This window comes from Corallococcus sp. CA047B, assembly GCF_003612065.1.
Lineage (GTDB): Bacteria > Myxococcota > Myxococcia > Myxococcales > Myxococcaceae > Corallococcus > Corallococcus praedator.
In genome coordinates this window covers 1-24,848 of sequence record NZ_RAWD01000129.1, presented here as the reverse complement: position 1 = coordinate 24,848, position 24,848 = coordinate 1, and the positions used below count along the sequence as shown (strand labels likewise).

The window sequence follows — 24,848 nt, the reverse complement described above, 5'->3', positions numbered from 1 at the left end:
TGGGTGCGCACCGGGCCCGAGGCCTCCGCGCGCATCGAGCTGCGCGGTGGCGGTCGCTTCGAGTTGGAAGAGCGCACCGTGGTGATGGTGGAACGTCCCACGCCAGCGTACGGGGGGGGCACGGGCGTCTCCACCACCTCCACGCCGGTGATGATCTCCCCCTCCAGCACGGCCTCGTCGTCGGCGTCCGCCCCTCCGAGCGCCTGCGCGTAGACGGACTGGAACTCCTCCTCGCTCATCAGGTCCGGAGGCCGCTCCTGCGCCTTCGCCAGCTCCGCCGCCGCGCCCTTCGCCGGACGGGGACGGACCGCGTTCATGTCGATGGCCCGCAGCTGCCGGAACGCCTTCGCGTGACGGCGCAGCAGCTGGTTCATCCGGAACTCGGGGATGACCACCGGCACCACGCGCTTGCCCGTCTTGAACGCGATGGCGTCCAGCGTCGGGAAGTCGTGCGGGTTCACCACCGCGACGCTCAACCGCGTCGCGTCCGAGCGCATCGGAAGGTATTCCTTGTCGTCCGCCTCGTTCGGGTTCACCAGCGCCACGGCCTTCGGGTCGGGCACCATCTCCCCGGACGCGTAGGCACAGTTGTGGAGCTTGCCCAGCGCCTTGGCCAGGTCCGGTTCGGACAGGAGCCCCAGCTCCACCAGGTTCGTCCCCAACCGACCGCCGTGCACGACCTGCGACTCCAGCGCCTCTTCGAGCGCCGCCGCCGACACCAGGCCGTCCTTCACGAGCAGTTCACCCAGGCGCATGGGGCCGCTTGTAGCCATGCCCCGTCACCCTCCGCAAGCCTCCGGCCGGACGCCCCCCGGCCGCCTGGACTCCCTAATCCTCCGGATGGTGGCTCAGCCCCACCCGGTTGCCCTCCGGGTCCCGCACGTAGAGCGTCCAGCGCGTCTCATGCTCCAGCGGCACCCCCGCGCGGGCGAAGGTCTCCACCACCCCACCCCGGGCCTCCCGGGGGATGCGGAACACCAGCATCAGCAGCCCCGGCGTCGGATGGCGGAACGGCGAGCCCTCCGGGGTCCCCTCCACCGCCTCGATGGCCAGGAAGGAGCCCCCGGGGACGCCTACCCAGATGCTCCGCAGGGTGCCGTCCTCGCGCAGGTGGCGCTTGAGTTCAGGAAAGCCCAGCAGGTCCCGATAGAACGTGGTGACGCGCTCCACGTCCTTCGCTTGAATCGCCACGTGGTGGAAGCCCTGAACGTCCTTCATGGCGTTGATGGTAGGGTCTGCCCGCCCATGGCGCGACTGCTCATCGTCGAGGACAACCAGGAACTGGCCTCCCTCATCGCCACGGTGGCGCAGACCCGGGGTCACGACGCGCTCACCGTGTTCACGGGGGAGGCGGCCCTGGAGTCCCTGGGGCCCACGGCCCGCTTCGACGCCGCGCTGGTGGACCTGCTACTGCCGGACATCCGGGGCAGCGAGGTGCTGGGCGCGCTCAGGGCCCACGCCATCCCCGCCATCGCGGTCAGCGGCGTCTACAAGGGCGACCGCTTCGCCCAGGAGGCCACGCAGGTGCACGGCGCCCGCGCCTTCTTCGAGAAGCCCTTCGAACTGGACGCCGTGATGGACGCGCTGGAGGAGGCCGCGGGCGTGCCGCCGGTGCCCCACACGGAGCTGCTCGACGAGGTGGACCTGCTCGTCCTCGAGGAGTTGGTGGAGGACGAAGGCGTGGAGGAGTTGGTGGTGTCCGAGCCCGCGCCGTCCCTGGACGCCGCCCGTCCGGAGGCCCCCGTTGAAGAGGAGGCGCCCTCCGAGGCCCTGCCCCTGCCCTTCGCCCGGCGCGACGCCGTCTGGACGGAGGCCGTGCCCGCGCAGGAGCGGCGCCGCCGGCAGCTCCCCGAGTGGTCGCTGGGCGGAGACCTGAAGCACACCACGGTGCCGCGCCTGCTCAACGCCTATTACGAGGCGCGCCACCACGGCGAGCTGAAGCTGCGCCAGGGCACGGTGCTGAAGGTCGTCTACTTCGAGGCGGGCCGCGTGGTGTACGCCGCCTCCAACCTGGCCCCGGAGCGCTTCGGCCGCTTCTGCCTGCGCAAGGGCGCGCTGACGGAGGCCCAGCTGGCGGAGGCCACCGCGTACGCGCGCGAGCACACGCTGCGCACCGGGGACGCGCTCTTGAAGCGCGGCCTGCTGAGCCCGTCGCAGCGGCGCCGGCTGCTGGAGGAGCAGGTGAAGGACATCCTCTGGTCCACCTTCACGTGGACGGAGGGCGGCTACGGCTTCAGCCCCATGCGGCCGCAGCGCGCGGACCTGGTGCCGCTGTCGCTCTTCCCCGGCGACCTCATCCTGGAGGGCGTCACCCGCACGGAGACGCTGGTGGCCCTGCGTCAGCGGATGGCGCCCGGGCGCCGGTTGTTCCCCACCGCGGATCCGCCCTACGGCCTGCACGAGCTGAAGCTGGCCGGGCCGCAGGCATTGCTGCTGGCGTTCGCGGACGGCACGAAGACGGTGGAGGACCTGCTCGCGCTCACCGACCTGTCCGAGCGCGAGGCCCTGGCCACCCTGCGCGGCCTGGAGCTGTCGGGCGTGCTGGAAGAGCGTCAGCAGACGCCCAACCGGCGCCAGCGCATCAGCTTCGGGCTCTGACGCCGCGCCGCCGCCGCGCAAGCCACGCGAGCGCGCCCAGCCCGAAGGCCGTCACCCCGGAGCCACCTCCGGAGCAGCCGCAGCCCGACGTGGACGGGGGCGGCGCTTCCGGCTGGGACACCACGACTCCGCGCAGCTTCGCGATGCCGGAGAACGTCGGCGTGCCCAGGAACGCGGGACGGATGACGTACGTGAGCGTCGCGGTCGTGTTCGCGTCCAGCGGCACCGGCTCCACCGCGAAGCCGCCACCTTCCAGCACCGTGGGCGTCACCGGCTGGCCGTTCAGCCGCACGCTGTCCAGCACCACCTCCGCGCCGGAGGGGAACTCCTCGTAGCGGACACTGGACACGCCGCACGCGGTGTCGTTGCGCAGGGAGACGGAGACGCCCACCTGGCTGGAGTCGGAGCCCGGACCGGTTTCGGAGTTGCGCCCCAGCGACACGAAGGGCCGGGCGCCAATCTGGACCGAGTGCTCCCGGGTCGCGCCGGAGGCCCCTTCGCCCGTGGCCGCCACCCTCAGGGTGACGAACTCGCCCACCAGGGACTCCAACTGCGCGTCCTTCGTGGCCAGCGTCACTGAATCGCCCGCGGGCACGGGGGACTCCAGCTCCGGGCCCGTCACATAGGACCAGTCCAGGTTCACCGCCGTGCAGGCCCCCGGGGGGAAGGTCTGCCGCAGCGTGCCCCGGGCGCCCTCTGCACAGACGGCGACGAGTTCTCCGTTCACATCACCCAGCTCCACGTCGCGCGCGTCGCGCGTCAGCGACTGGACCGTCTCCGACGTCGCGGTGGTGCCACCGGCCACGGGCTCCTGCACGCGGACCCGCACGTTGTAGGCGGCGCTTCCGCAGGTGGGAGGCAGGTCCAGTTCGAAGTCACCCGAGGCCCCGGTCAGCGTCCGGGTGGCGAGCACCTGGGCCGCGGCGTCGGGGGTCTCCAGCGTCACCACCGTGGTGACGTTGCGCGAGGAGACGCAGTTGAGGTTCGGCGTCGCCACGCGGCCGTGCACCTTGCGCTCCTCCGGCGGGTCCAGGCTCAAGAGGGGCTTCACCGAGTCCAGGGGAACCAGGCGCGGTCTCACCGTCACATCCACGATGGACTCCGGGCCCACCAGCGTGTGTCCCTTCACGGTGACGTGGTGGACCGCGCGCAGCTTCACGGCGGTGTCGGCGCACCCCTGCGATTCGACCACCACGGCGGGGCCTTCGACGGGCGACCCGCCCACCGCCGGTTGCGCGGTCCCTGGCTCCCTCACCGCGCTCACCGACACGCCCGGCGCGTTGTCGAGCCGCGACCACCACGTGCTCAGCGGCAGCCCCGGCGTTCCGGCGCACAGGTGGAACGCCTGGGGCGACAGGCTCGTCCCGGAGTAGAGGGGCCCCGGAGGGTTGGGGAACGGCGCATCCGGAGGGCCCCACGGGAGGAACTCCACGGGGACGCTTGTGGCGGTGGAGGACGTCAGCTCACCGTCATTCGCGCTCACGGAGTAATTGAAGACCGTGCTGTCCGTCTTGCACCGGTCCGCCTTGGTGAAGATCGGATCGAGCATGGCCACCGTGTCCGTCACGGAGAGCCGGGGGGCCCTCGCGGGCGGCGTGCCCCAGAGGTACCGGACGGGTTCGCAGCCGGACGCGCCCCGCACCGGCGTGAGGGTGCCCGCGGCACCGCCCGCGAAGAAGACACCGCCCGGCACGTCCACGGTGACGCTGGAGGGCGCGGCGGGCCGGACGGTGTGGTTCAGCCGCACGTTCACCGTCTTCGCCGTGTCGTGCGCCGCCAGACCGTCCGACGCGACCACGTCGATGAAGGCCTGCTGGCTCGCGCAGAAGCCCGAGTCCGCCGTCAGCGACAGCGTCAGCCCGTTGTCCTCCACCGAAGGAGGCGGCCCCGAAACGGAGGTGAGCAGGCCGTTGGGATCCCGGGTCGTGGCCGTCACGCGCACCGCATCCCCGTCGCCGTCGCGGGGGTTGAGGATCAGCGGCTCGGTCTTGCCCTCGTCGATGACGAGGCTCGAGGGCACGTTGCCCAGGTCCGGTGTCTTCTCGTTCTGGTAGATGAGGACGTTCTGCGCCGGCGCGGTGAGGAGGGCGACGCAGTAGGACGCGCCCGAGCAGGACACCTGTTTGGCCACCGTGCGGATGCCCGAGGGAAAGTTCGGGTTGTTGCGCCAGACGGAACCCGGCAGCGAGGAGGGCGGCACCGGCTCCGCGCTGAAGGCCTTCACCGAACCGTCCAGTTGCTTGACGAGCATCAGGCCGAAGCCGACGCCCGCGGCGGAGCCATTCGCCACATCGAGGGCGAGCGCATCCACCGAGGCCGGGCCTCCCCCCCACTGGATGGGTTCAAACGGGGAGGTGCCGCTGCCCAGGATCCCCCGGAACAGACCCTCGGCATTGCCATAGAACGCGAGGGGCTTCGCCGGATCCACGCCGGGAAGGAGCACGACGGTGCGCGCCGCGCTGGGAGGCGCCACCCCCTGCGCGGGATAGGGCTGGGGCGTCGTCCCCCGGTACCAGACGAAGTTGGCCGTCGTCGGAGACACGGAGAACAAGGCGTGCGGCATGCCGTCCGACTGTGGAGGCAGGATGGCCAGCGGCGCCTGGGCCACGGCGCCGGACAGCGGCATCGACAGGAGCCCCCACTCGGCGGTGCCCTGCTTCGGAACAAGGGAGGAGCGGAACTCCCAGCTCAGCGGGGGCAGTGCCGCGGAGGCGTAGCCCACGCCCCCATCCGGGGTGATGCGCACCGAGCGCAGCTCATACTCATCCCCGGTGGTCGGAAACAGGTGCGTGCCTTCGGCCGGCGAACAGCCGCCCACGCTCCGGAGCGTCCCGTCGGTGAGGACCCCCACCACGCAGTCCGGCCCCGACAGGTAGCTGCCCACCGTCCCCTCGGACAGGGTGGACACGCCCCCGTCCCGGGAGATCCACAACTGCTGATCCGTGGCCACGGCGAAGTGGCCGGGCCTGAAGACGGTCACATCCAGTGGGGTGCCGTTCTGGGTCTGGGTGACGGTCCAACCCGCCCGGGCCACCCCGGCCACCAGCACCAGCCCCAGGCAGACCGTCCAGACTCGCACGTTCAACATCCCTTCGCTTCTAGTAGGCCAGCTCCGCCCGCAGGTAGAGGCGATCCGGAGCATCCACCGAATCCGCCCCCAACCCCAAACCGCTGAAGCCCAGCACGGTGTACCCCAGGGCGACACGGAGGCGCTCATCCAGCCGGTACGCCACCTCCGTCCGGAAGGAGGACAGGCCCTGGCCATCCGCCGCGGACGTGCGCCGCGCCGCCTCCAGCGCGACCTCCAGACCCCCCACCACCCGCACCGCCGGACGCAGCGTGCCCGTCCACACCCACCGGGCCGAGTCCCCCAGGCTGGAGCGCCCGGCATGCAGTCCCGCCGCCACCGACAGCCGGTCGCCCACCCGCACCGCCGGCATCAGCGACAGCGTCTGGAGCATCCGGTCGCCAAAGGCCGAACGGACGCCGGGAGACAGCTCCCGCGTGAGGCCATAGCGCGCCACCACCAGCCAGGGGCCCGGCCGCCAGGCGAGCGCCGCGAAGCCCTCCGCGAACCGCGCCTCCAGCCCGTCCTGGCCCGCGGTGTGCGCGAAGTCCAGCCGTCCGGAGGCCGTCACGTCGCGCACGAGCAGGGCCTCGGCGGCCAGCGCCAGCACCACCTGGGTGCGGTCCACCGGCGCCGGCCCAGGCTGGTTGGGACTGCCGACGCCGCGCGCGGGAATGCCCTCTTCGTGGCGCACCTCCGCGCGCACGTCCGCGCGGACGCGCTCGCGCAGCCACTGCGTGGAGACGCTGGCCACATCGCGCGTCAGGTCGCCGTCGATGTCCAGCGGGTGGCGCACGCCGCGCTCGTAGCGCGCGCCCACGCTGAAGCCGTTGAGCACCGCATGCTGGAAGCCCACCGCGCGCGCGAGCCGCATCGCCGTGGCGTCATGCGCGCTCACGTCCTCCACGAACACCGTGGTGCCGTCCCCCACCTCCGTGCGGGCCCCCGTCACCGCGCGACCCGCGCCGAAGTCCGGCCCGTCCACGTCCACGGAATAGCCGCCGTAGTACTCCTCGCGGCCGCGCCGCATCCGCGCATCCAGCCACGCCTGTGGGCCCAGTTGGGGCCCCCAGCCGCCCTTCACGCCCACCGCGGCATCCTCGCTCCACTGCACCTCCACGCCTGCGGAGGTGAAGGTGTCGTCGAAGCGGCCCGGTCCCCCGCCCCGCTCGAACAGCCGTTGCCGGTGGCCTGCGGACACCACCACGCCCGGGGCCACGGAGTAGTGCCCTGCCACGCCCGCGGAGGTGCGGCCGCCTTCAAGGACGTCGCCGCTGCCGGCCACCTCGCTGGCGCGCAGCCACCCATCGCGGACCTCCAGGCGCACGCCCCAGGGGCCGTCGTCCTGATAGCCCACGGAGGCCGCCAGCGTTCGCGCGGCGAAGGGGACGTCCTGGAAGGGCAGGCGCGGATCCGCTGAACGTCGCTCGTCGCCCAGGAGCGTGAAGCCCAGGGGTCCCACCGGCTGCGTGGCGCGCAACGAGAGCTGCCGGAACCGCGCGGCCTCCTGGTGGGCGCCGTCGGAGAACCCCTTCGAACGCTCGCGCCACGCGGCGTCGACGGAACCGCCAGGGAGGAAGGGCGAGGGCCCGCTCAGTCGCAGGCCCACGGCGCCGCCATGGTCGTCCTGGGCGCCGACGGGGCGGAGGAAGCTCAGGCCTCCGTCGTCCGACACACCGAAGACATCGGACCCCACCGCGAGGCCCCGGCTGGTCGCGGCCTCGGCGATCAACGCATAGGCCCCCAGTCGCGTCTTCCCGCGTCCGGACAGCAGCTGGAACGGTGCGCCCTGACGACGTTCGCGCACGGCGGACAAACCCACGGAGGAATCGCGCCAGCGCGCCCAGGCCTCGCCGCCCACCGTGTCGCGAGGATCCCCCGAGCGCAGCACGGCGTAGTCCACGACGAGGACCGGCTCGGGCGCCTCGGTGAGCGCATCCGTGCGCAGCAGCGAAGACCCCGTGAGCATCGACAGGGGACGCGCGAGCAGGATGCGGCCCGCGAGGTAGTCGATGTCGTAGTCACGGCCGCGGATCAGGTGCCGCTCGCCCAGGGGCAGGCCGGTGACGCCGTCGCGCACCTCCACGCGGATCAGCTCCGACCCTTCCGCCACGGTGCTGCCGCCGAGGTAGTAGAGGCTGCCGCCCGTGGCCCGCAGCTCCTCGTGCGCGGGAATCGCGGCCAGGCCGCGCGTCGGATCCACGAGCCCTCCCGCGAACGCGTCCACGCCCACGCTCAGCTCGCCCAGGTGCTTCTCAACCTCGGCGTACGGCCCGAAGAGGGGGCGGTGATAGCGGCCCACCTCCCGATCCTGCAGGAGCGCGCGGTAGGTGCCGAAGCCGGCGCGGCCATATTGCTCGTGCCGGGCCTCCACGCGCAGGCGCCCGCCCGCGGGGTTGGGGGTCAGGGACAGCGAGGCATCCCCCCACTCCGCCGGAACGAGATCGGGATCGCGCCAGCGGTCGAAGCGTTCGGGCTGACGGGGACGCAGCCAGTCCACGAGGGGTGCGTCGCTCAACTGGCGCAGGTCCGTGTCCCGCAGGTCCAGTTCGCCCACCACCTGCACGGGCCCCACCTGCGCCTCGCCATGAACCGAGCCACGCCCCCGCAGCCGGAAGCCACCTCCCGCGGGCGCGATGCTGGCCTCCACGTCGAGCAGTCCCACGGCGAAGGGCTGGGCGCGCGCTTCGATCACCAAGGTCACGGTGGTTTGGGGACGCCCTGGAGGACGCAAGGAGAGGGGCACGAGGTTGCGCCCCGTCGCAAGCCGCATGCCGAGGCCCGCGCGACCGTCGGGCCCCACCGTGGTTTCGGTCTCGGTGGAGGTCACATTGGTGCCGGGAAGCGCCTCCAGCCACACGCGCGTGTCACCGGTGGGCAGCGGCGTTGCATCGGACGAAAGGCCCTTCACGGAGGCCACGCGCGTCACCTCGCGGGGAATGACGAGCCACCCGCGCTCCCCGCGCCGGACCACGTCGAAGAGGTGCTGGAAGATGCCCACCTCTCCACGCGGCGAAGCGGTGGTGACGGAGACGACGTTCAGCCCGGGCTGCAGCGGCACCATCACCTGCCACGCGCCCGAGCCGTCCACGGTTGCGTCCACGTCGGCCACGCGAACCCGCTCACCAGCGGCGGCCTGACCGGTGAGGAGGAAGCGGATGCCCTCGGGAGCGACCCGCGCCTCGGGAGGCCTCGCGGGCACGGTCGCGGCCTGCGCGGGAGGAGGCGCGAGAGGCAGGCGGAGGGTGAAGTCCTGGAGGACGACGGCGCCCCAGGAGACCTCCACGGTCGCGGCCTTCGGGAACACCTGACTGGCCGGCGGCAGGCTGCGAGGATCCACCTTCAACAGGTGACGACCCGGGCGCAGGTGGAGTCCGTCGGTCACATCTGGCAGGCGTGAGTCCACGCCGGTGAGGTGGTAGCGGCCGGAGGCGTCGGTGCGCACCTCACGGCCGGTGGTCAGCACCAACCGCACGTTGGCGAGCCCCGGCTCGTCGGGACCGCAGAGCCCGTCGCCGTCCACGTCCTGGCAGACGCGGCCCGCGATCGTCGAAGCCTGGGTGGGCAGATCCAGCGCCAGCGACTGGGCGAAAGCGCCGGGCGACAGCAGGAGCACGGCGAAGACGAGGCCCCACGCGACGAAGTGCGCGAAGGCGGCGGATGCGCCCCTCGGACATGCGCCCGCGCATCCGGGCACGGACGTCTGGCCCGATGCCGGACAGGCGCACCTCAAGGCCGCACCTCTTCGATGGCCGTCACGCCCGTGCGCACGTCCGCCACGGACACGCTCACGGGTCCCTTCGCGCCACGCACCGTGAAGCGCGTGAGCCCATCGCGCACCGTCTCGTCACCGCGCTCGCCTTCGGACAGGGCGACGTGCACCGGCCGGTCCACCAGCACGACGCCCCGCGAGTCCTCCACCCAGCACGTCACGCGCGAGCCCTCCACGCGCACCCGCACGTTGACCGGAAGCGACGGCCCCACGTTCGCGCGCAGCACCACGGGCCCGGGCACCAGCGGCGCATGTTCCGGGAACACCGGACCCTCGCTGCCCAGCACGTGCACCGTGACATCGAGCCCCGGCCACACGCCGTGCGAAACGCGCACCACCCCGGCCAGGAGAGGCCCCAGCACCACCGTGCCGTCATCCCCCGTCGTCTTCGCCACGCCGGCCACCCGCAGCGGCTGCCGGGGCACCGGAAGGCCCGCGAGGTCCACCACCCCCGCCACCAACTGCTGGCCCTGTCGCCACACCGCGAGCCGCGCGGGCTCCGAACCTGGAGGCCCGAACGCATGCACGGACAGCTCCGTGGGACCTTCGGCCGCTTCCGGCGGCACGCGCCACGGCGCGGTGAACGTCCCCGGCGGCGCCTCCACCGCCGGGCCCACCGTCCCCGCGGGCGTGGAGATCTCCACCTTCGCCTCCGCGCGCGGCTGACCCGAAGCGTCGCGGGCCACCACCACCACCTTTCCCTCCGTCCCCCGGTGCACCAGCGGTTCGGCCAGGGACGCCGTCACGTCCCGCACGGGCCCCTGCACCAGTTGCATCGGCAGCGACTCGCGCGACCCGGGACCGCGCTGCGGCCACGCCGCTTCGATGCGCTCGTCCGATGCGAGCACGCGCGGCGCGGTGTAGCGCCACTCCAGCATCCCGTCCGCGTCGCGCTTCGGTCCCTCCAACCGCCCGTGCTTCGCCTTCACGGTGACGCGCGCGTCCGCCACCGGCGCCCCCTTCGGATCGCTCGTGGCGCACAAGAGCCGGGCCTGCGACACGCCATCCGCGGGCAGCCGCTGCGGGTTGAGCACGCACGCCAGTCCATCCGTCGGCGGCAACTGGAGGTCGATGGTGATGCGCTCCACGTTGCCCGCGCTGTCCTCCGCCTCGCCCCGGGCCAGGGAATGGCCGGGGGGGACGATCAGCGGCAGCACGAAACGTCCGTCCGGGCCCGCGTGTACAGGCCCGAAGCGCTTGCCCGCGACCTCCAGGGACACCATCGCCCCGGCCTCGCTCACCCCGGGCAGGGCCAGCGACGTCGCCAGCGGCACCAGCAGCCGCCCATAGGCGCCGTGCACCGACTGCGGATGCGGCCACGCGGACAGCGCCACCAGGATGGCCGCCTCGGGCTGGCGCGTCGACGGCAACACGTAGCGGGCCACGTAGGTGCCAGGGCCCGTGTGCTTCAGCCCTTCCACCTGGCCGGTGCTCGCGCGGAGCACCGGCGGCGCACCGCTGTCATCCGGGGCGCCGTCCGGCAGCAGGCGCCGCACGGTGAGGGTCGCTTCCGTGTCGCGTCCCTTCACCGGCTGGGCGGGCTCCAGCGACAGCTCCATGCGGCTGGCGGGCGGCCCCACGGCGTAACGTGCCTGGACCTCGTCCGCGTCGCCCTTCACGCGAACCACCACCTCGCGCACCTGGGCCCTCGGCACCACGACGAAGGTGCGCAGCGGGGACACCTCCGGACCGGGCCGCACCTCCGCGCCCTCCGCCGTCACCGTGGGCGGGGCAAACGTCACCGGCGCGCCCTTCGCGTCCCGACGCACCACCGCCACCGTGAAGCCTTCCGGCGGCACGGACGCGTCCGGTCCGAGCAGCTCCAGCGAAGCCGCCCAGACCGGGGCACACACCAACAACAGGGCGGGGATCAGACGTTCCAGGGCCACCCGACTCTACAAGGCCCACCGTCGGGACTGCACCTCTTTGCTGCCGCATCCCGCCGGAAGGGGCGGTCCCTCCGGCCCCGAAGCCCCCGGCCCGGGCGGCGCGACCCTCCAGGTCAGGCGTGCACCGCGGGACCTGATGGCCCGGGTGACGGATCAGGGCGAGGCGCCCCCCGTGGTCTTCCAATCCGGCGGAGGGATCTTTATCACCGGCCCTTTCGTCTTCACGACCACCTTGGCCTCGTCTTTTCCGACCAGCCCCCCCACCCCAAGGGCGCGCACCTGCACGTTGTTGTCGCCTTCCTTGAGGGCCACCGGGCTCGCGAAGTTCCCCTTCTCGTCCGCGCTCACCATGACGCCGTTGACTTCCACCTGATTGCCGGGATCCGTCTGACCGGTGATGACGAGCTCGCGCTTGTTCTGCGGCTTCGTGGGGAAGCTCACCTTCAGGAGGATGCTCGTCGGGACGGGGGTGGGGTCGGAAGGAGCCTGTCCCTTGCGGACGATGGACTGCTGCCCCTTGCGGACGATGACGAACTTGTCTTCCTTGCCGTGGAGCTTCACCTCGCCCTGGCTCGTGTCCACGCGCACCGTGCCCGCACCGTTGTTGCTCATGGTGAAGGTACCGTCTCCGGTGGTCGCCTTCGCGTCGCTGTCCTTCGCGGACAGCTCGAAGCTGTGGCGCTTGCCGCCCCGCACGACAGCGGTGGCCGAGCCGTTGTCGATCATCATCCGCGACACGGACGTCGTCAGCTCCTGCACGGACACCGCGGTGCCGGGGTTCATACGAACCTCGAAGGTCTCGCCATTCACCAGCACGGCGTAGGAGCCATCGCGCGTGCGCACCGCATCCTTATCGCCCAGCGCCATTCCCTTCGTGGCGGCTGCCCACGCACCGTTGCCGCCACGCTGCACCTCCACGGTGCCCTCCACGGAGGCCAGCTCCAGTTCCACGCGCTTCTCCTTGACGGGCTCGGGCGCAACGGGCACGCGCTCCGTGGGCGGCGGCGGCGGCGGCGCGGGGGGCTCCCGGAGGAAGACGAACCAGCCCACCGGCAGCGCGGCGAGGATGAGGAGGATGCCGACGAGGAACGGCACCTGTCGCGAGCGGGAGGTGGAAGCAGCCATGCGTTGGCCCCTGCCTAGCACAGCGGCCCCCCTCACGCCCGGGGCAGCACGATGGTGAAGCGGGCCCCCTGCCCTGCCTCCGAGCGGACCTCCAGGGTCCCTCCGGCCTCCGTGATGATGCGCCACGCGACGCTCAGGCCCAGCCCCACGTTGGACCACACGTCCTTGGTGGTGAAGAAGGGCTCGAAGATGCGCGGCCGGATGTTCTCCGCGATGCCCTTGCCGGTGTCCTCCACCTCCAGGATGCACATGCCGTCGCGCTCGCCGGTGCGCAGGGCCAGCCGCTTCACTGGCGTCTTGATCATCGCGGTGCGCGCGTTGGACAGGAGCGCCAGCACCACCTGGGACAGGTGTCCGGGGTCCGCCTTCACGCGGGGCATCTGCGGACTCAGCTCCGTCACCAGGTCGATGCCCTCGCCGCGCGTCTGGTTCTCCGTGAGGCTCAGCGCGTCGCGCACCACGGCGTTCAAGTCCACGGGCCGCAGGTCCGGGCGCTCGCGCTGCTGGGAGAAGCGCAGCAGGTTCTGGGTGATGTCCTTGCAGCGCTTGGCGCTCTGCTCAATCTTGCGCAGCGTTTCGAAGTCCGTGTCGTCACTGGCCCGGTCCAACAGCAGCAGTTGCACGTTGCCGAGGATGCCGGCCAGCGGGTTGTTGATTTCGTGCGCCACGCCCGCGCCCAACTGGCCCACCGCCGCCAGCTTCTGCGCCTCCACCAGTTGCGCCTGCGCGGCCCGCAGGTCCGCGGTGGCTTCATCCACCCGGGCGCGCAGGTCGTCGTTCCAGCGCAGCATCCGTGCGCGCGCCGCCTCCAGCTCCTCGCCCATGCGGTTGAAGGTGGACCCCAGCTCGCTCAATTCGTCCTGCCCCTCCACCTGAACGCGGCGCTCCAGCTCGCCGCGTCCGTAGGCCTCCGCGCCCCGCATCACCTCCGCGAGCCGGCGGTTGACGCGGCGGGTGAAGAGCCCGCCCAGGACGAGCAGCACGCCCAGCGCTCCCGCGACGGACACCAGCACCGTGCGGCGCAACTGCCGCACGGGCGCCAGGGCCAGGGCGTCGTCCACCGTCACGACGACTTCCAGGCCCGGCACCTCGGGCACCCGGGCCACGCTCATCCGGCGAGCGGGGTTGGTCACCTGGAAGCTGCGCACGCCGTCCTGGCCCCGCGTGGGCCCCAATGCCGCCACCAGCTCCGGCTCCAGGGGCTTCAGGTCGCGCTCGGGCTGGGAGCTGGCCAGCACCCGGCCCTGGCCGTCCACCACCTCCAGCCGGGTCAACCCCTGGCCCGCGCGCCGCTCCAGCAGCGCCTCCACTTCGAGCAGGACGACCTCCGCGATCGCGTAGGGCGCATCCGCTCCGTCCGCCAGCTTCACCGCCACGCCCATCGCGGAGTGGCCCGTGGCCGCGTGCCGGTAGGCGCTGCCCAGCGCCGCCTGCCCCTTGCCCCCCGCGAGCAGCGACTGCACCGGCACCGCGTGCACCAGCGGCTCCAGCCCCGCCTCGGAGAAGTCGGGATGACCCGACCGCTGCTGGTACACCGGCGGTCCCAACGGCTGGCCCCGGGCGTCCAGCTCCAGCACGGCGCTCACCGTCGGTGACTGGCCGTACAGGAGCGCAAGCCCCCCGCGGACCTCGTCGGGCGTGGCGCGCTCCCAGTCGATGAGTTCGGCGGAGCGGGCCAGGCCGTTGACGACCTCCATCAGGCTCGTGCCCACGGCCTCGGCGGTGGCGGACGCGAGCGCGCGCTGCTGCGCATCGATGTGCGAGGCGACCTCCGCCTCCGCGCGCGACAGCAGCAGGAAGCCCACGGCGGCCAGGGGCAGCACGGTGGCCGCGAGCATGAAGAGGATGAGCTGCTGGTAGAGCCTCATCCCGTGATGGACCGCACCACGCGCTCCACGTCGCTGCGCAGGAAGACGGAGCCCGGGATGGCCTTGGCCTTCTTCTTCATGTCCGCGGCCCGGCGCGCCAGCTCCGCGTGATCATGCGCGACGCCGTCGGTCATCACCGCCACCACGGACACGCTCATGATGGGGAAGTGGCGCTTCTCCCCGAAGCGATCCTCCGCCTCGATGTGGCCGCGCTCCCGGTCATGCCGGTCGTAGTAGAGCGGGATGATCCGGTCGAAGGCCTCGATGGCCCGCTGGCACACCCGGTCCACCGACTCCGTGGAGGTGATGAAGACGAAGTCGTCTCCCGCCACGTGGCCCAGGAAGTCCCCGACGGCGCCTTCCTGCTGGAAGATCTCCCGCATCAGGTCGCCCGTCTGGCGCACCACGCCGTCCGCCTTCGCGAAGCCGTAGTAGTCGTTGTAGGCCTTGAGGTTGTCCAGGTCCAGGTAGCAGAACGCGAACGGCATGCGCGCGGACAGCCGCCGCTGCACCTCGCGCTCGATGGCGGTGGAGCCCGGCAGCTGCGTGGTGGGCGACGAGGACAGCTCCTGCTCCTTGCGCCGCAGCAGGCTCTCCACGCGCGCGCCCAGCTCCAGCGCGTCGAAGGGCTTGGTGATGTAGTCGTCCCCGCCCAGCTTCAGCGCGCGCACCTTGGAGGACGTCTCCGTGCGCGCGGAGATGAAGATGACGGAGATGTGGCCGCTGGCGCGCTCGGCCTTGATCTCCTCCAGGAACGCGAACCCGTCGCCATCCGGCAGCGACACCTCCAGCAGCACCGCGTCCGGGCGGCGCTCGCGCAGGGAGCGGCGGCCCTCCTCGATGCTGTGCGCGACGCCCACCTCGAAGCCCATGCCCTCCAGCACTTCACGGCACACGGAGGCGATCTTCGCGTCGTCGTCCACCACCAGCACGCGGCCGTGCTGGGCGCCCGCGCGACCCCGCGACAGCGAGTCCACCGTGGCCAGCAGCTTGTCCCCCGCCAGCGGCCGCACGAGGAACGCGTCCGCGCCGGCGCGGAAGGCGCGCTGGCGCTCGTCGAACGCGGAGGTGAGCAGCAGCGGCGCGCGGCGCGTCTCCGGATCATGCCGGAGGATCTCCGCCAGCCGCAGGCCGTCCACGTCCGGCAGGCGCACCGACACGAGCAGCACGTCCGGGTGCATGTTGCGCGCGGCGCTCAGGCCCTCTTCCGCGGACGCCGCCAGCCGCACCCGGTAGCCCCGGCCGCCCAGGAGCGCCTTCATGATGTGGCCCACCTCGGGCTCACCCTCGATGATGAGCAGCTTGCCGCGCGACTCCGGGCGCACGGGCTGTGGCGAGGGCTGCATCTCCACGCCCTCCTGCGACAGCACCTCCTGCGGCGGCTCTGTGGGCAGCACGGCGATGAAGCGCACGCCGTCGTAGGACGGCTCGCACCAGATGCGGCCGCCGTGGGCCTCCACGATGTTGCGGCAGATGGCCAGCCCCAGGCCGGTGCCGCGCACGGTGCGGTTGGCCTGCGTGCGGGCCTGCTCGAAGCGGTCGAAGATGCGCTCCAGGCTGTCCTCGGCGATGGGGTCGCCGCTGTTCCAGCACGACAGCACCACGTAGCCGGGCAGGCTGGAGGTGGCGCGCAGCTCCACGCGCACCTCGCCGCCTTCGGGCGTGAACTTCACCGCGTTGTTGAGCAGGTTGTTGAGCACCTGGTTCACGCGGTTGGGATCCAACATGGCGCGCAGCGGGTGCTGGGGCAGCAGCGGCACCACGCGCACGCGGCGCTCCGCGAAGGCGGGCCCGTACTTCTCCACCACGCGCTGGACCAGCTCCTCCAGGTAGATGCGCTCGAAGCTCATCCGCAGCCGGCCCTGCGCGAACTTCGACAGGTCCAGCAGGTCGTCGACGATGCTGTTGAGCTTCTCGGCGGAGTCCTTGGCCAGCGACAGGTAGCGGTGCTGCCGCTCGTTGATGTCCCCCGCCATCCGGTTGAGCACCAGGTCCAACGCCCCGGTGATGGAGGTGAGCGGCGTGCGCAGCTCGTGGCTCACCATGGAGACGAACGCGTCCTTGCGCTCCTCCAGCCGCTTCTGGTCGGTGATGTCGCGCAGCACCACGCACACACCGCGCAGCGTGCCGCGCGCGTCGTTCACGGGCGTCACGGTGGTCTGCACCGTGCGGTCGAAGAGCTTCACGTCCTCGCGCAAAATCTGGTGGCCGCTGTACTCCAGGTTGCGCACCAGTTGGAACGGCTGGAAGCCCAGGCGGTCCTCCAGGAGGCGGCTGGAGTTGCCCTGCCCTTCCTCGCCCGCGCGCAGGAGGCGGCGCGCGGCGGGGTTCATCACCACGATGTCGTTCTTCTCGTCGGTGAGCACCACGCCGTCCGCCATGGACGCGACCATGCGCTCCATGCGGTGACGGGCCTCCTCCTCCGCCGAGCGCAGCGACTGGATGGCGTCCGCCGTCTGGTTGGCGAGCACATCCAGCAGCAGGCCGTCGTCCTCGGTGAACGCGTCCGCGCGGTGGGAGAACAGCGACAGCATGCCCACGGGCTTGCCCGCGGCGGTGAGGTTCACCGTGAGCTGGTTGGGGTAGACGACGGGCGAGGCCGCGTCCTGGGTGGTGGTGCCGGTGACGCGGGTGATGACCCGGTCCTCGGGCAGCGCAAGGCCACTGCTCTTGCGGTACGCGCCGAGCATGGACTCCTTGACGCCCAGCAGGGCCTGTTCGCCCACGGTGCCCACGCACCGCAGGCGCAGCGTGGCGCCGCGCGAGCCCTCCGGCGCGATGAGGGCGGCGCCGCAGTCGTAGGGCAGCACGCGGGCCACGGCGGTGAGCACGCGGTCGATGATGGCGTCGTAGCTGGCCGGGTCGTTGGCGCTGGCGCGGCTGACCTCGTAGAGGACGAAGAGGGCCTCCACCCGCTGGTGGAGCTGGCGGATCAGCCGCTCCTTGTCCTTCTTGAGCTGCGAGTACTCCACCGCGTTCTTCACGGTGATGAGCAGGTCGTTCACGTCCCAGGGCTTGGTGACGTAGCGGTACACCTGCCCCTGGTTGATGGCCGCGATGATGTCCTGGGGGTCCGTGTAGGCGGTCAGGAGCAGCGTGGTGACGTCCAGACCTTCGGCGCGCGCGGCGGTGACGAGCTCGATGCCCGTCATCTCCGGCATGCGCTGGTCGGTGACCAGGACGTCCACGGACTCGGTGCGCAGGATTTCCAGGGCTGCGCGGCCGGTAGGCGCCGTGAGGACGCGGTAACGCCGCTGGAACATCCGGCTGAGGATGTCGAGGACGTCAGCCTCGTCGTCGACGAAGAGCAGCGTGTGGCGGAGGTCGGACACGGCAGCGCCAAGTGTACGCCGAGATCAACGCGCCTCCTCAAGTTGCGAGAAAGACGGGCCTCCGTCAGCACACACGGTATGGGTGGGGGCACTGAACGGATTGACTCTACACGTATGTTCAGGGAGCATGGGGTACTGAAATTCTGTTGCCCGGTCGGCTCAAGCAGACGGGCAAGCGAGCGAAGGAGTGCGGCCATGGAAGAACTCACGGAGCGCCAGCGCGAGATCCTGACCTTCATCGTGAAGGAGACGGAGAACCGAGGCTTCCCCCCGACCATCCGGGAGATTGGGGAGCACATGGACATCCGCTCGACCAACGGGGTGAACGACCACCTGAAGGCCCTGGAGCGCAAGGGCTACCTGACCCGGGGCGAGCAGCAGAGCCGGTCGCTGGTGCCGACCAAGCGGGCGCGGCTGCTGCTGGGCCTGGGGATGAAGAGCCGGGACTCTGGGATGATTGAAATCCCGCTGCTGGGCAAGGTGGCGGCGGGTCTGCCGGCGCTCGCGCAGGAGAACATGGAGGACTCGGTCAAGATCGACAGCTTCCTGCTGGGTGGGGTGAACGGCCGTGAGGTGTTCGCGCTCCGGGTGAAGGGTCAGTCGATGATCGACGATGGCATCCACGACGGGGACTACCTGTTCGTGAAGAAGACGCCGTCGGCGCAGCCCGGGGAGATCGTCGTGGCGCTCATCGAGGACGAGGCCACGGTGAAGCGCTACTACCCGGAGGTGGACCGCATCCGGTTCCAGCCGGCGAACGCGACGATGCAGCCCATCTATGTGAACCGGACGGACTTCCGCTCCACGATGATCCTGGGCCAGGTCGTGGGCGTGTACCGCAAGCTCCAGGGCGGTCGGACGTAGAGGTCGTTGCTGGATGCCGCCCGGGCTCCGTGGGCCCGGGCGCGGTGTCAGACCTCGGTGAAGCGCACGCCCTTGGCATGGATGCGTTCGAGCGCGTGCTTCAGTTCCTCGGAGACAATGAGGGCGATGGACCAGCCCCATGTCCGGAACACCTGCGCATCCCCGACCTGCCCTGGGTCGATGCGCATCCCGTCAACATCGCGGTATTGGCCCACCCGCTCTGGCCGACCATCCTCGGGTGTCCAGCGGATCACCTCCGAAGATGCGGCGTCATCAATGCAGCGGATGAGGCGGCTGGCGACGAGGATGGAGTACGGCTCCGGATTCCCGGGGATTACCACGGGCACGAGCTGAACATCCTGAGCGGCCTGCGCTGAAAAGACCGCGGCGACAGGTGCGCGGACGACCGGAGTGCTGAAACCCGCGAGCGTGAAGTCCAGAGGTGTTCCTGGATGCTCGACAGGCACCTGGAGGCGCTCTGCGACATGGACTGTCCGCCCCTCCCTGAACATCCAGGGGTCATCCACTTCATTGCCTTGCACGTCCTGAGGGGTTCCCAGGTCCCATCGCTCTGGGATGGAGACATCATCGAGGAGTCGAAAGTAGCGCCGTGGCATCGGTTGCTCTGGAATCACTCGCTTCGCGTGAGCAGCTTGTTGAGGCCAGTGCCTTGCGTCGAGGCTTCCTGGCCGAGCTTCCTGAGTTCAGCGACGAGCATCTCCCGGCACTGATTGACGTTCCGACAGCCGCGCGTTGCTTCTTCCAATCGGTCATAGACGCGTTGGTGGTACCGCTGGGGATGGGGACCGCGATGTCCTGGAACCTCGACGATGTTCTCCGGGTCCTTCAACTCCATCCCGGCCTTGCGGAAGATGCGCTGGAACCGGGGTGTCCACGGGCCCCCGCGCGACGCTGACGTGCTGTTGCGAATCGTCGCCAGATGATGCTTCTGGCTCCCGCCCCGCGTGGACATGGCGACCGCGTTGGGCGCCAGCGCGATGGAGAAGCCATTCGGGGTCATCGCCACCGACCGCACACCGCCGATGCCCGCGTACGCGTAGCCCGCCTGGGCCTCCACCGCGAGCGCAGCCTGCGCGGAGCCCGGCAACGCGGACGCCTTCGTGGCAAGCCCCACCGTGTTTCCCAGCGCGGCGGTCGCCAGCATCACGAAGACCCGCGCGGCGTTCTGTCCCAGGACCTTCCCGTACCCCTCACCGGCTTCGCGCAACTGCTCGAACGTCATCGCGCGGTCCGCCACCTTCACCAGCGTCAACCACCCGTCCAACAACCGCCACACCGTGTCCACGCCCAGGTAGGCGATGGCCGTGGCCGTCATCAACGCGGCCACGCCCTTGGACACCGGCTCCGGCAATGACCACAGCAGCAGGTACATCGTGATGGATGCGGTCACGGTGGCCATCACCGCTTGCGGATCCGCCATGCCCCGCAAGGCTTCCGCCGTCTCCGCCCACACCGAAGACATCGCGAGCGCCATCGCCAGGACGTATCGACCATCGCTGCCCAGGAGCGGTCCCTCCTCCAGCAGGGCCAGGCAATCCCGCCCCTGCTGCTTGCGCTCACACCAGCGGCCGTAGGCGCGCGTCAACTCCGCCGACGCATCATCCAACAGGTGCAGCTCGCGGGTCTCCGCATCCCCCAAGGGGACGATCCGCCGCGTGCGCGCTTCGAACCCGAACACCCCACTGCGTTCAGGAACCCCGAAGAATGACCGGGCATCCCGCAGCGGATGCGCGAACGGACGCACGTCCCGGGCGAGCGAAGCGACCGCCGCCTCGAACTCGTCATCATCAAGCTCCGCATCCTCCAGCGGAGCTTCTTCTTCCTCCCGGGGCGTCACGACCAGGGGAGCCGCGGCGCCTGTGTCCAGACTCACGACCCGGACCGACGCACAGCCCACCAGGAGGAACGGCAGCAGCACGCAAAGCCATCCACGCGTCACGCAGCCCCCGAAGCTGTCACCCACCTACGGGCACTTCGCCACGCCGCCATCCGTGGAAGCCAGCGCCACCCGGGCACACGCGGCCTGCACCGTGGCGGTGTCCTTCAAGTCACGAGCGAGCCGCGCCGTGGCGAGTTGCAACTCCACGTCCTTCGCATGCCCCGGCTCCGAGCCCAGGCTCGTCAGGATGCGCAGGGCGTCGGGCTTGCGCCCCAGCGTCGTCAGCAGGCCCGCGACCTCCTGCATCTCCCGCACGTCCGAACCCGACACCGTCTCCAAGGCCTTCTGCAGCTCCCCTTCCGCCGCCGCCTTGTCCTCCGCCGCCAGATGCGCCCTCGCGAGCGCCACGTGCACGATGGCGCGGTCCTTCACCTTCAACGACTCACGGTAGGCCGCCAGCGCCTCGTCGCGCTTGCCGAGCTTGAGCTGGATCTCCCCCACCAGCTCCCACAGCGTCGGATCCTTGGGCGACTTCTTCGCGGCCTCCTGGTACGCCGTGGCCGCTTCCGGCAGCCGGCCCGCGCGCACCTCGGCGTCGCCCAGCGCCGTCAGCAGCTCCGGCGAGCTCAGCCCCTGCGCCGTCGCCTTGCGCAGCAACACGAGCGCGTCCTCCTGCCGCCCCTGCGTCGTCAGGATCTCCACCGCGCGCAGCGTCAGGTCGGCCTTCGACGCGTCCGGCGCGGCCTCCGCCGCCTGCGTGAGCCGCGCCACCGCGTCGTCATGGTCGCCGCGCTCCTCCGCCAGCTCGCCCAGCTGCTCCAGCGCGTTGAAGTCGCGCGGATGCAGCTCCAGCGCCTTCTGCAGCGACTTTCGGGCCTCGTCCGCCTTGCCCAGCTGCGCCTGGATGAAACCCAGCCGGCTCCAGTTGGTGGAGCGCTTGGGCTCCAACCGCAGCGCGGCCTCGAACTCCTTCGACGCTTCCTCCAACCGGCTCATCGACAACAGCACCTCGCCCCTCGCGGCGGGCAGGCGCGGATCCGCCGGCATCAGGCCCTTCATCTCGTCGAAGGACTTGAGCGCGGCGTCGAAGTTGCCCTGGAGGTACTCGGAGTTGCCCCGGATGTAGAGCCCCTCCGCCTGGTCCTTCGGATCGAGCTTCGGCGTTTCGGTGCAGGCACCGGAGGCCAGCAACGCAAGGAGGGGCAGGGCACGCAGACGCGAGGACATGGACAAGGCTCCGGAAGACTCAGAAGTGGTACGCGATGCCAGCGTTGACGTCGAGGTTGAGGCCGTCGCCTTCGCGATCCTGCGCGAGCCCCAGCACGGCCTGCGCGATGTTCGTCCCCAGCTCCAGCTGGAAGCCGACATGGCCCGCCAGCAGGTACTCCAACCCGGCGAAGCCCACGACCGACGGCAGCGGGCCCGTGCTCTGGAAGATGCCGAAGTCGCCGAACGACAGCTGCACGCCCAGACCGAAGCCCCAGTAGGGCCGCAAGGACTTGTCCAGCCGGTGGTAGTGCCGCGCGCCCAGGATGCTGGGCAGCACGTTGAGCTTGCCCTCGCCGGTGTCGCCGTTCGTGCGCACCAGCGTGAAGCCCACCTGGAGGAAGCCCTGCCACTCCGGGTGGAACCAGTACCCCACCTCCAGGTCCAGGCCCGGGTTCAACGAGGACAGCTTGTCGATGAAGCTGTTGTTGAAGCGCAGCCCCAGCGTGAGCCCGCCGCCCGGCGAGGTCGCGACCGCCCCGCCCAGCAACGGACGCCCCTTGAGAGGGGCCCCGAGCGATGACAGCACCGCCAGCAATTCGTCGGACACGGCGTCGGCGGTGCGCAGCAGCGCATCATCGTCGGAGGCCTCCGCGCGCGGCCGGGCGAGGCTGCGGCCCTCGCGCGTGTCCACGAGGCTCGCGGTGAGCAAGTACTGCCCCCCGAAGCGATCCAACCGCCCCGTGAGGATGTAGCGGGCCCCCGTGACCGAGGACAACTCCTTGAGGCAGTCATCCTCCTCACAGGCGGAGCCCCCCAGCAGCTGCCGCTGGCGCTCGGCGTCGAGCATCGTCTGGATGTCGCGCTGGGACAGCACGCGCAGGCGCGAAGACTCCGCGAGGCGGCTCGCGATGAGCGAGGTGATGCCCGGCGCGGCTTCCTTCCCCGCCGCGTTGGACTCCAGCGGCAGCACCGCCACGATGGCCGGCGCGGTCTTCGCCTCCTCGGCAGGAGCCTTCGGGGAAGTCGCCGGTGAGGCCGGATTCGCGGGGCTCGCCTCGGGAACGGATGCCGGGGTGGGTTGCACCGGTCCCGTCCCAGGCGCAGCAGGCGAGGGAGCATCCACCAGGCCCGTCCCGAGTCCAGGAGGCGGAGGGGGTGTCACCGGAGGCCCGGCAGGTGGACCGGAGTCCACCTGCGTCCCAGCCGAGGAAGGAGGGGCCGGAGCCGTCCCGTCCTGCGCGAGCGCGGACGTGGCCAGCGACACGAGGCACGAAGTGAGGAGGAGCCAGGAAGGGCGTGACACGCTGGACACTCTACCCTCCTCCTGGCCCACGCCCAGCGTCTCCGTCCTGCGCCCTCACGCCTGCTGGTTCAGCTTCGCCGTGACGAAACGCACCGCGGCACGAGGGCTGAAACGGAGCGAGAAGGCCGCCATCCAGTTGAGGAGGCCGTGCACGGAGAGCACCCGGCCCTTCATCATCGCAGCGTAGGCATGCGCGACCACGTCCTGGGACGTCGCCACCCCCGGGCGCTTGAACAGCCGCGACTCCGTGTTGCCCGCACGTGAGGCGAACTCCGTCGCCGTGGCACCTGGACAGTGACAGGTCACCGTCACGCCCGTGCCCTGCAGCTCGAACGCGAGCGCTTCCGAGAACGACATCACGAAGGCCTTCGTCGCGTAGTACGTCGCCATGTACGGCCCTGGCTGGAAGCCCGCCGTGGACGCGATGTTGAGGATGCGCCCGTGTCCCCGCTCCTTCATGGGCCGCGCGAACAGGTGCGTCAGCTTCAGGAGCGCGGAGCAGTTGACCTCCACCATCTCCGCCTCGCGGGCCAGCGCCTGTTCGAGGAACGGCCCGGAGGATCCGAAGCCCGCGTTGTTGACGAGGAATTCCACCGCGAGCCCCAGCGCCTGCACCTGCGCGAAGAGCTGCTCGGGCGCCCCCGGCTGGCCCAGGTCCGCCGGCATCACGTGAGCCTTCACCCGGTGCGCCAGCTCCAGCCGCGAGGCCAGTGCTTCCAGCTTCGCCACGCCGCGCGCCACCAGGATGACGTCGTGCCCATCCCGGGCGAAGCGCTCCGCGAACTGCTCTCCGAGTCCCGCCGAAGCGCCGGTGATGAGTGCGATTTTCCGCGACATGGTGAAGCCTCCCGGGGCCGATATAGCAGGTCGTCCCACTCCGGTTTCAGGGGGGCGGTCCGTGCCCCCGCCTCTCGACGGGAAGCCAGCGCGCCACGGCCCAGGTCATGGAGCCCCCTTCCGAAAAACGGGAGCAGGCAGACACGAAGCGGTTGCACCCCGAGGACGCAGGTCCTATCCGGAGCAGGGAGGCGCACGGACATGGAGCGAACGAACACCCTGGCCGCACTGCTCGCGCGAGGACGCGCGGAGGACGTGGCGATCAGCGCCCCCGGACGCCCAGGGCTGACGTACGGCGCCCTGCGGGAGCTCACCGCCCAGGTCCGCGCCAGCCTGCATTGGTGGGGACTGGGTGCTGGGGATCGCATCGCGCTGGTGCTGCCCAACGGGCCGGAGATGGCCGCCGCGTTCATCGCCGTCGCCAGCGCCGCCACCACCGCGCCCCTCAATCCCGCCTACCGCGCGGACGAGTTCACCTTCTACCTGGACGACCTCCAGGCCCGGGCCCTCCTCATCCTCGAAGGAATGGAGAGCCCGGCCCGCGCGGTGGCGAAGGAGCGCAACCTCCCACTCATCGAGTTGAGCCCCACCCCGGACGGGCCCGCCGGTCACTTCACGCTGAAGTGCGAGCATCCCTTCCCCGTCACCGCCGCTCACGCCGAGGGAGCCCACGACTCAGACGTGGCGCTGGTGCTGCACACGTCGGGAACGACGGCGCGACCGAAGCTGGTCCCGCTGACGCACGCGAACCTCACCGCCTCCGCGCGGCACATCGGCGCGTTGCTGGGGTTGGGCCCCGGGGACACCTGCCTCAACATCATGCCGCTGTTCCACATCCACGGGCTCGTGGCCGCGGTGCTGTCCAGCCTGGGCGCGGGAGGCCGCGTGGTGTGCACGCCGGGCTTCAACGCCCTGCGCTTCTTCGCCTGGTTCGAGGAGGCCCGCCCCACCTGGTACACCGCCGTCCCCACCATGCATCAGGCGCTGGTGGAGCGCGCCCGCCGCAACACGGAGAGCCTGAAGTCACACCGCCTGCGCTTCATCCGCTCCTCGTCCGCGTCGCTGCCGCCACAGGTCATGGAGG

Annotated in this window: 15 protein-coding genes and 1 pseudogene; 3 read left to right on the top strand and 13 right to left on the bottom strand. The window is 71.1% G+C overall.

What is annotated here, in order from left to right:
* Together D7X74_RS20635 and D7X74_RS20630 are read right to left on the bottom strand one after the other, a co-directional pair.
* Nucleotides 1–755: pseudogene (locus D7X74_RS20635) on the bottom strand (hypothetical protein); the annotation flags it as partial.
* A gap of 73 nt (nucleotides 756–828) precedes the next feature.
* A complete protein-coding gene (locus D7X74_RS20630) occupies nucleotides 829–1,218 on the bottom strand; it encodes a VOC family protein (protein WP_120534695.1) in 390 nt (129 codons plus the stop codon).
* 27 nt (nucleotides 1,219–1,245) lie between these two features.
* On the opposite strand from D7X74_RS20630, the gene D7X74_RS20625 reads away from it, so the two are divergent.
* Nucleotides 1,246–2,598 carry a response regulator gene (locus D7X74_RS20625; RefSeq protein ID WP_120534694.1) on the top strand — a complete coding sequence of 451 codons (1,353 nt, stop codon included), beginning with the start codon at nucleotides 1,246–1,248 and terminating at the stop codon, nucleotides 2,596–2,598.
* Here D7X74_RS20625 and D7X74_RS20620 read toward each other — a convergent pair.
* From D7X74_RS20620 to D7X74_RS20595, 6 genes are all read right to left on the bottom strand, one after another.
* Complete coding sequence (locus D7X74_RS20620) at nucleotides 2,582–5,686, bottom strand: MYXO-CTERM sorting domain-containing protein (protein WP_120534693.1); 3,105 nt, start codon at nucleotides 5,684–5,686, stop codon at nucleotides 2,582–2,584. The genes D7X74_RS20625 and D7X74_RS20620 overlap by 17 nt on opposite strands.
* A 10-nt stretch (nucleotides 5,687–5,696) precedes the next feature.
* The gene (locus tag D7X74_RS20615; RefSeq protein ID WP_370450784.1) at nucleotides 5,697–9,398 is read right to left on the bottom strand and encodes a flagellar motor protein; all 3,702 of its coding nucleotides are present in this window, start codon (nucleotides 9,396–9,398) and stop codon (nucleotides 5,697–5,699) included.
* The gene (locus D7X74_RS20610; protein WP_233602178.1) at nucleotides 9,395–11,326 is read right to left on the bottom strand and encodes a hypothetical protein; all 1,932 of its coding nucleotides are present in this window, start codon (nucleotides 11,324–11,326) and stop codon (nucleotides 9,395–9,397) included. The genes D7X74_RS20615 and D7X74_RS20610 overlap by 4 nt, the downstream gene beginning before the upstream one ends.
* 153 nt (nucleotides 11,327–11,479) lie before the next feature.
* Nucleotides 11,480–12,451, bottom strand: coding sequence for a FecR domain-containing protein (locus D7X74_RS20605; protein ID WP_120534692.1), 972 nt, complete (start codon nucleotides 12,449–12,451; stop codon nucleotides 11,480–11,482).
* Nucleotides 12,452–12,483: 32 nt separating this feature from the next.
* Nucleotides 12,484–14,319, bottom strand: coding sequence for a sensor histidine kinase (locus tag D7X74_RS20600; RefSeq protein WP_120534691.1), 1,836 nt, complete (start codon nucleotides 14,317–14,319; stop codon nucleotides 12,484–12,486).
* Nucleotides 14,316–17,651: a response regulator gene (locus D7X74_RS20595; RefSeq protein ID WP_120534690.1), complete on the bottom strand. Its 3,336-nt coding sequence runs from the start codon at nucleotides 17,649–17,651 to the stop codon at nucleotides 14,316–14,318. Before D7X74_RS20595 ends, D7X74_RS20600 begins: the two co-directional genes overlap by 4 nt.
* A gap of 195 nt (nucleotides 17,652–17,846) precedes the next feature.
* Between D7X74_RS20595 and lexA the strand changes: the two genes are divergently transcribed.
* Complete coding sequence (gene lexA / locus D7X74_RS20590; protein WP_120534689.1) at nucleotides 17,847–18,515, top strand: transcriptional repressor LexA; 669 nt, start codon at nucleotides 17,847–17,849, stop codon at nucleotides 18,513–18,515.
* A 47-nt stretch (nucleotides 18,516–18,562) separates the two neighbouring features.
* Here the strand turns inward: lexA and D7X74_RS20585 are convergent, their stop codons facing one another.
* From D7X74_RS20585 to D7X74_RS20565, 5 genes are all read right to left on the bottom strand, one after another.
* Nucleotides 18,563–19,132, bottom strand: a complete 570-nt coding sequence (locus D7X74_RS20585) for an imm11 family protein (protein WP_120534688.1) — start codon at nucleotides 19,130–19,132, stop codon at nucleotides 18,563–18,565.
* A 14-nt stretch (nucleotides 19,133–19,146) separates the two neighbouring features.
* On the bottom strand, nucleotides 19,147–20,454 hold the full coding sequence (locus D7X74_RS20580) for an AHH domain-containing protein (protein ID WP_370450783.1): 1,308 nt from the start codon (nucleotides 20,452–20,454) through the stop codon (nucleotides 19,147–19,149).
* Between the two features lie 45 nt (nucleotides 20,455–20,499).
* Nucleotides 20,500–21,642: a lipopolysaccharide assembly protein LapB gene (locus D7X74_RS20575; RefSeq protein ID WP_120534687.1), complete on the bottom strand. Its 1,143-nt coding sequence runs from the start codon at nucleotides 21,640–21,642 to the stop codon at nucleotides 20,500–20,502.
* Nucleotides 21,643–21,661: 19 nt separating this feature from the next.
* Entirely contained in the window at nucleotides 21,662–22,708 is a 1,047-nt protein-coding gene (locus tag D7X74_RS20570) for a hypothetical protein (RefSeq protein WP_199741861.1), read from the bottom strand.
* Nucleotides 22,709–22,981: 273 nt separating this feature from the next.
* The gene (locus D7X74_RS20565; RefSeq protein WP_120534686.1) at nucleotides 22,982–23,764 is read right to left on the bottom strand and encodes an SDR family oxidoreductase; all 783 of its coding nucleotides are present in this window, start codon (nucleotides 23,762–23,764) and stop codon (nucleotides 22,982–22,984) included.
* 201 nt (nucleotides 23,765–23,965) lie between these two features.
* Between D7X74_RS20565 and D7X74_RS20560 the strand changes: the two genes are divergently transcribed.
* The coding region (locus D7X74_RS20560; RefSeq protein WP_147446630.1) for an AMP-binding protein at nucleotides 23,966–24,848 on the top strand (883 nt) is incomplete at its 3' end.

Excerpts from the sequence above, each read along its gene's own strand:
- D7X74_RS20630 (WP_120534695.1), bottom strand. The coding sequence starts at position 1,218 with ATGAAGGACGTTCAGGGCTTCCACCACGTGGCGATTCAAGCGAAGGAC.
- D7X74_RS20625 (WP_120534694.1), top strand. The coding sequence starts at position 1,246 with ATGGCGCGACTGCTCATCGTCGAGGACAACCAGGAACTGGCCTCCCTC.
- D7X74_RS20620 (WP_120534693.1), bottom strand. The coding sequence starts at position 5,686 with ATGTTGAACGTGCGAGTCTGGACGGTCTGCCTGGGGCTGGTGCTGGTG.
- D7X74_RS20605 (WP_120534692.1), bottom strand. The coding sequence starts at position 12,451 with ATGGCTGCTTCCACCTCCCGCTCGCGACAGGTGCCGTTCCTCGTCGGC.
- D7X74_RS20600 (WP_120534691.1), bottom strand. The coding sequence starts at position 14,319 with ATGAGGCTCTACCAGCAGCTCATCCTCTTCATGCTCGCGGCCACCGTG.
- lexA (WP_120534689.1), top strand. The coding sequence starts at position 17,847 with ATGGAAGAACTCACGGAGCGCCAGCGCGAGATCCTGACCTTCATCGTG.
- D7X74_RS20585 (WP_120534688.1), bottom strand. The coding sequence starts at position 19,132 with ATGCCACGGCGCTACTTTCGACTCCTCGATGATGTCTCCATCCCAGAG.
- D7X74_RS20575 (WP_120534687.1), bottom strand. The coding sequence starts at position 21,642 with ATGTCCTCGCGTCTGCGTGCCCTGCCCCTCCTTGCGTTGCTGGCCTCC.
- D7X74_RS20565 (WP_120534686.1), bottom strand. The coding sequence starts at position 23,764 with ATGTCGCGGAAAATCGCACTCATCACCGGCGCTTCGGCGGGACTCGGA.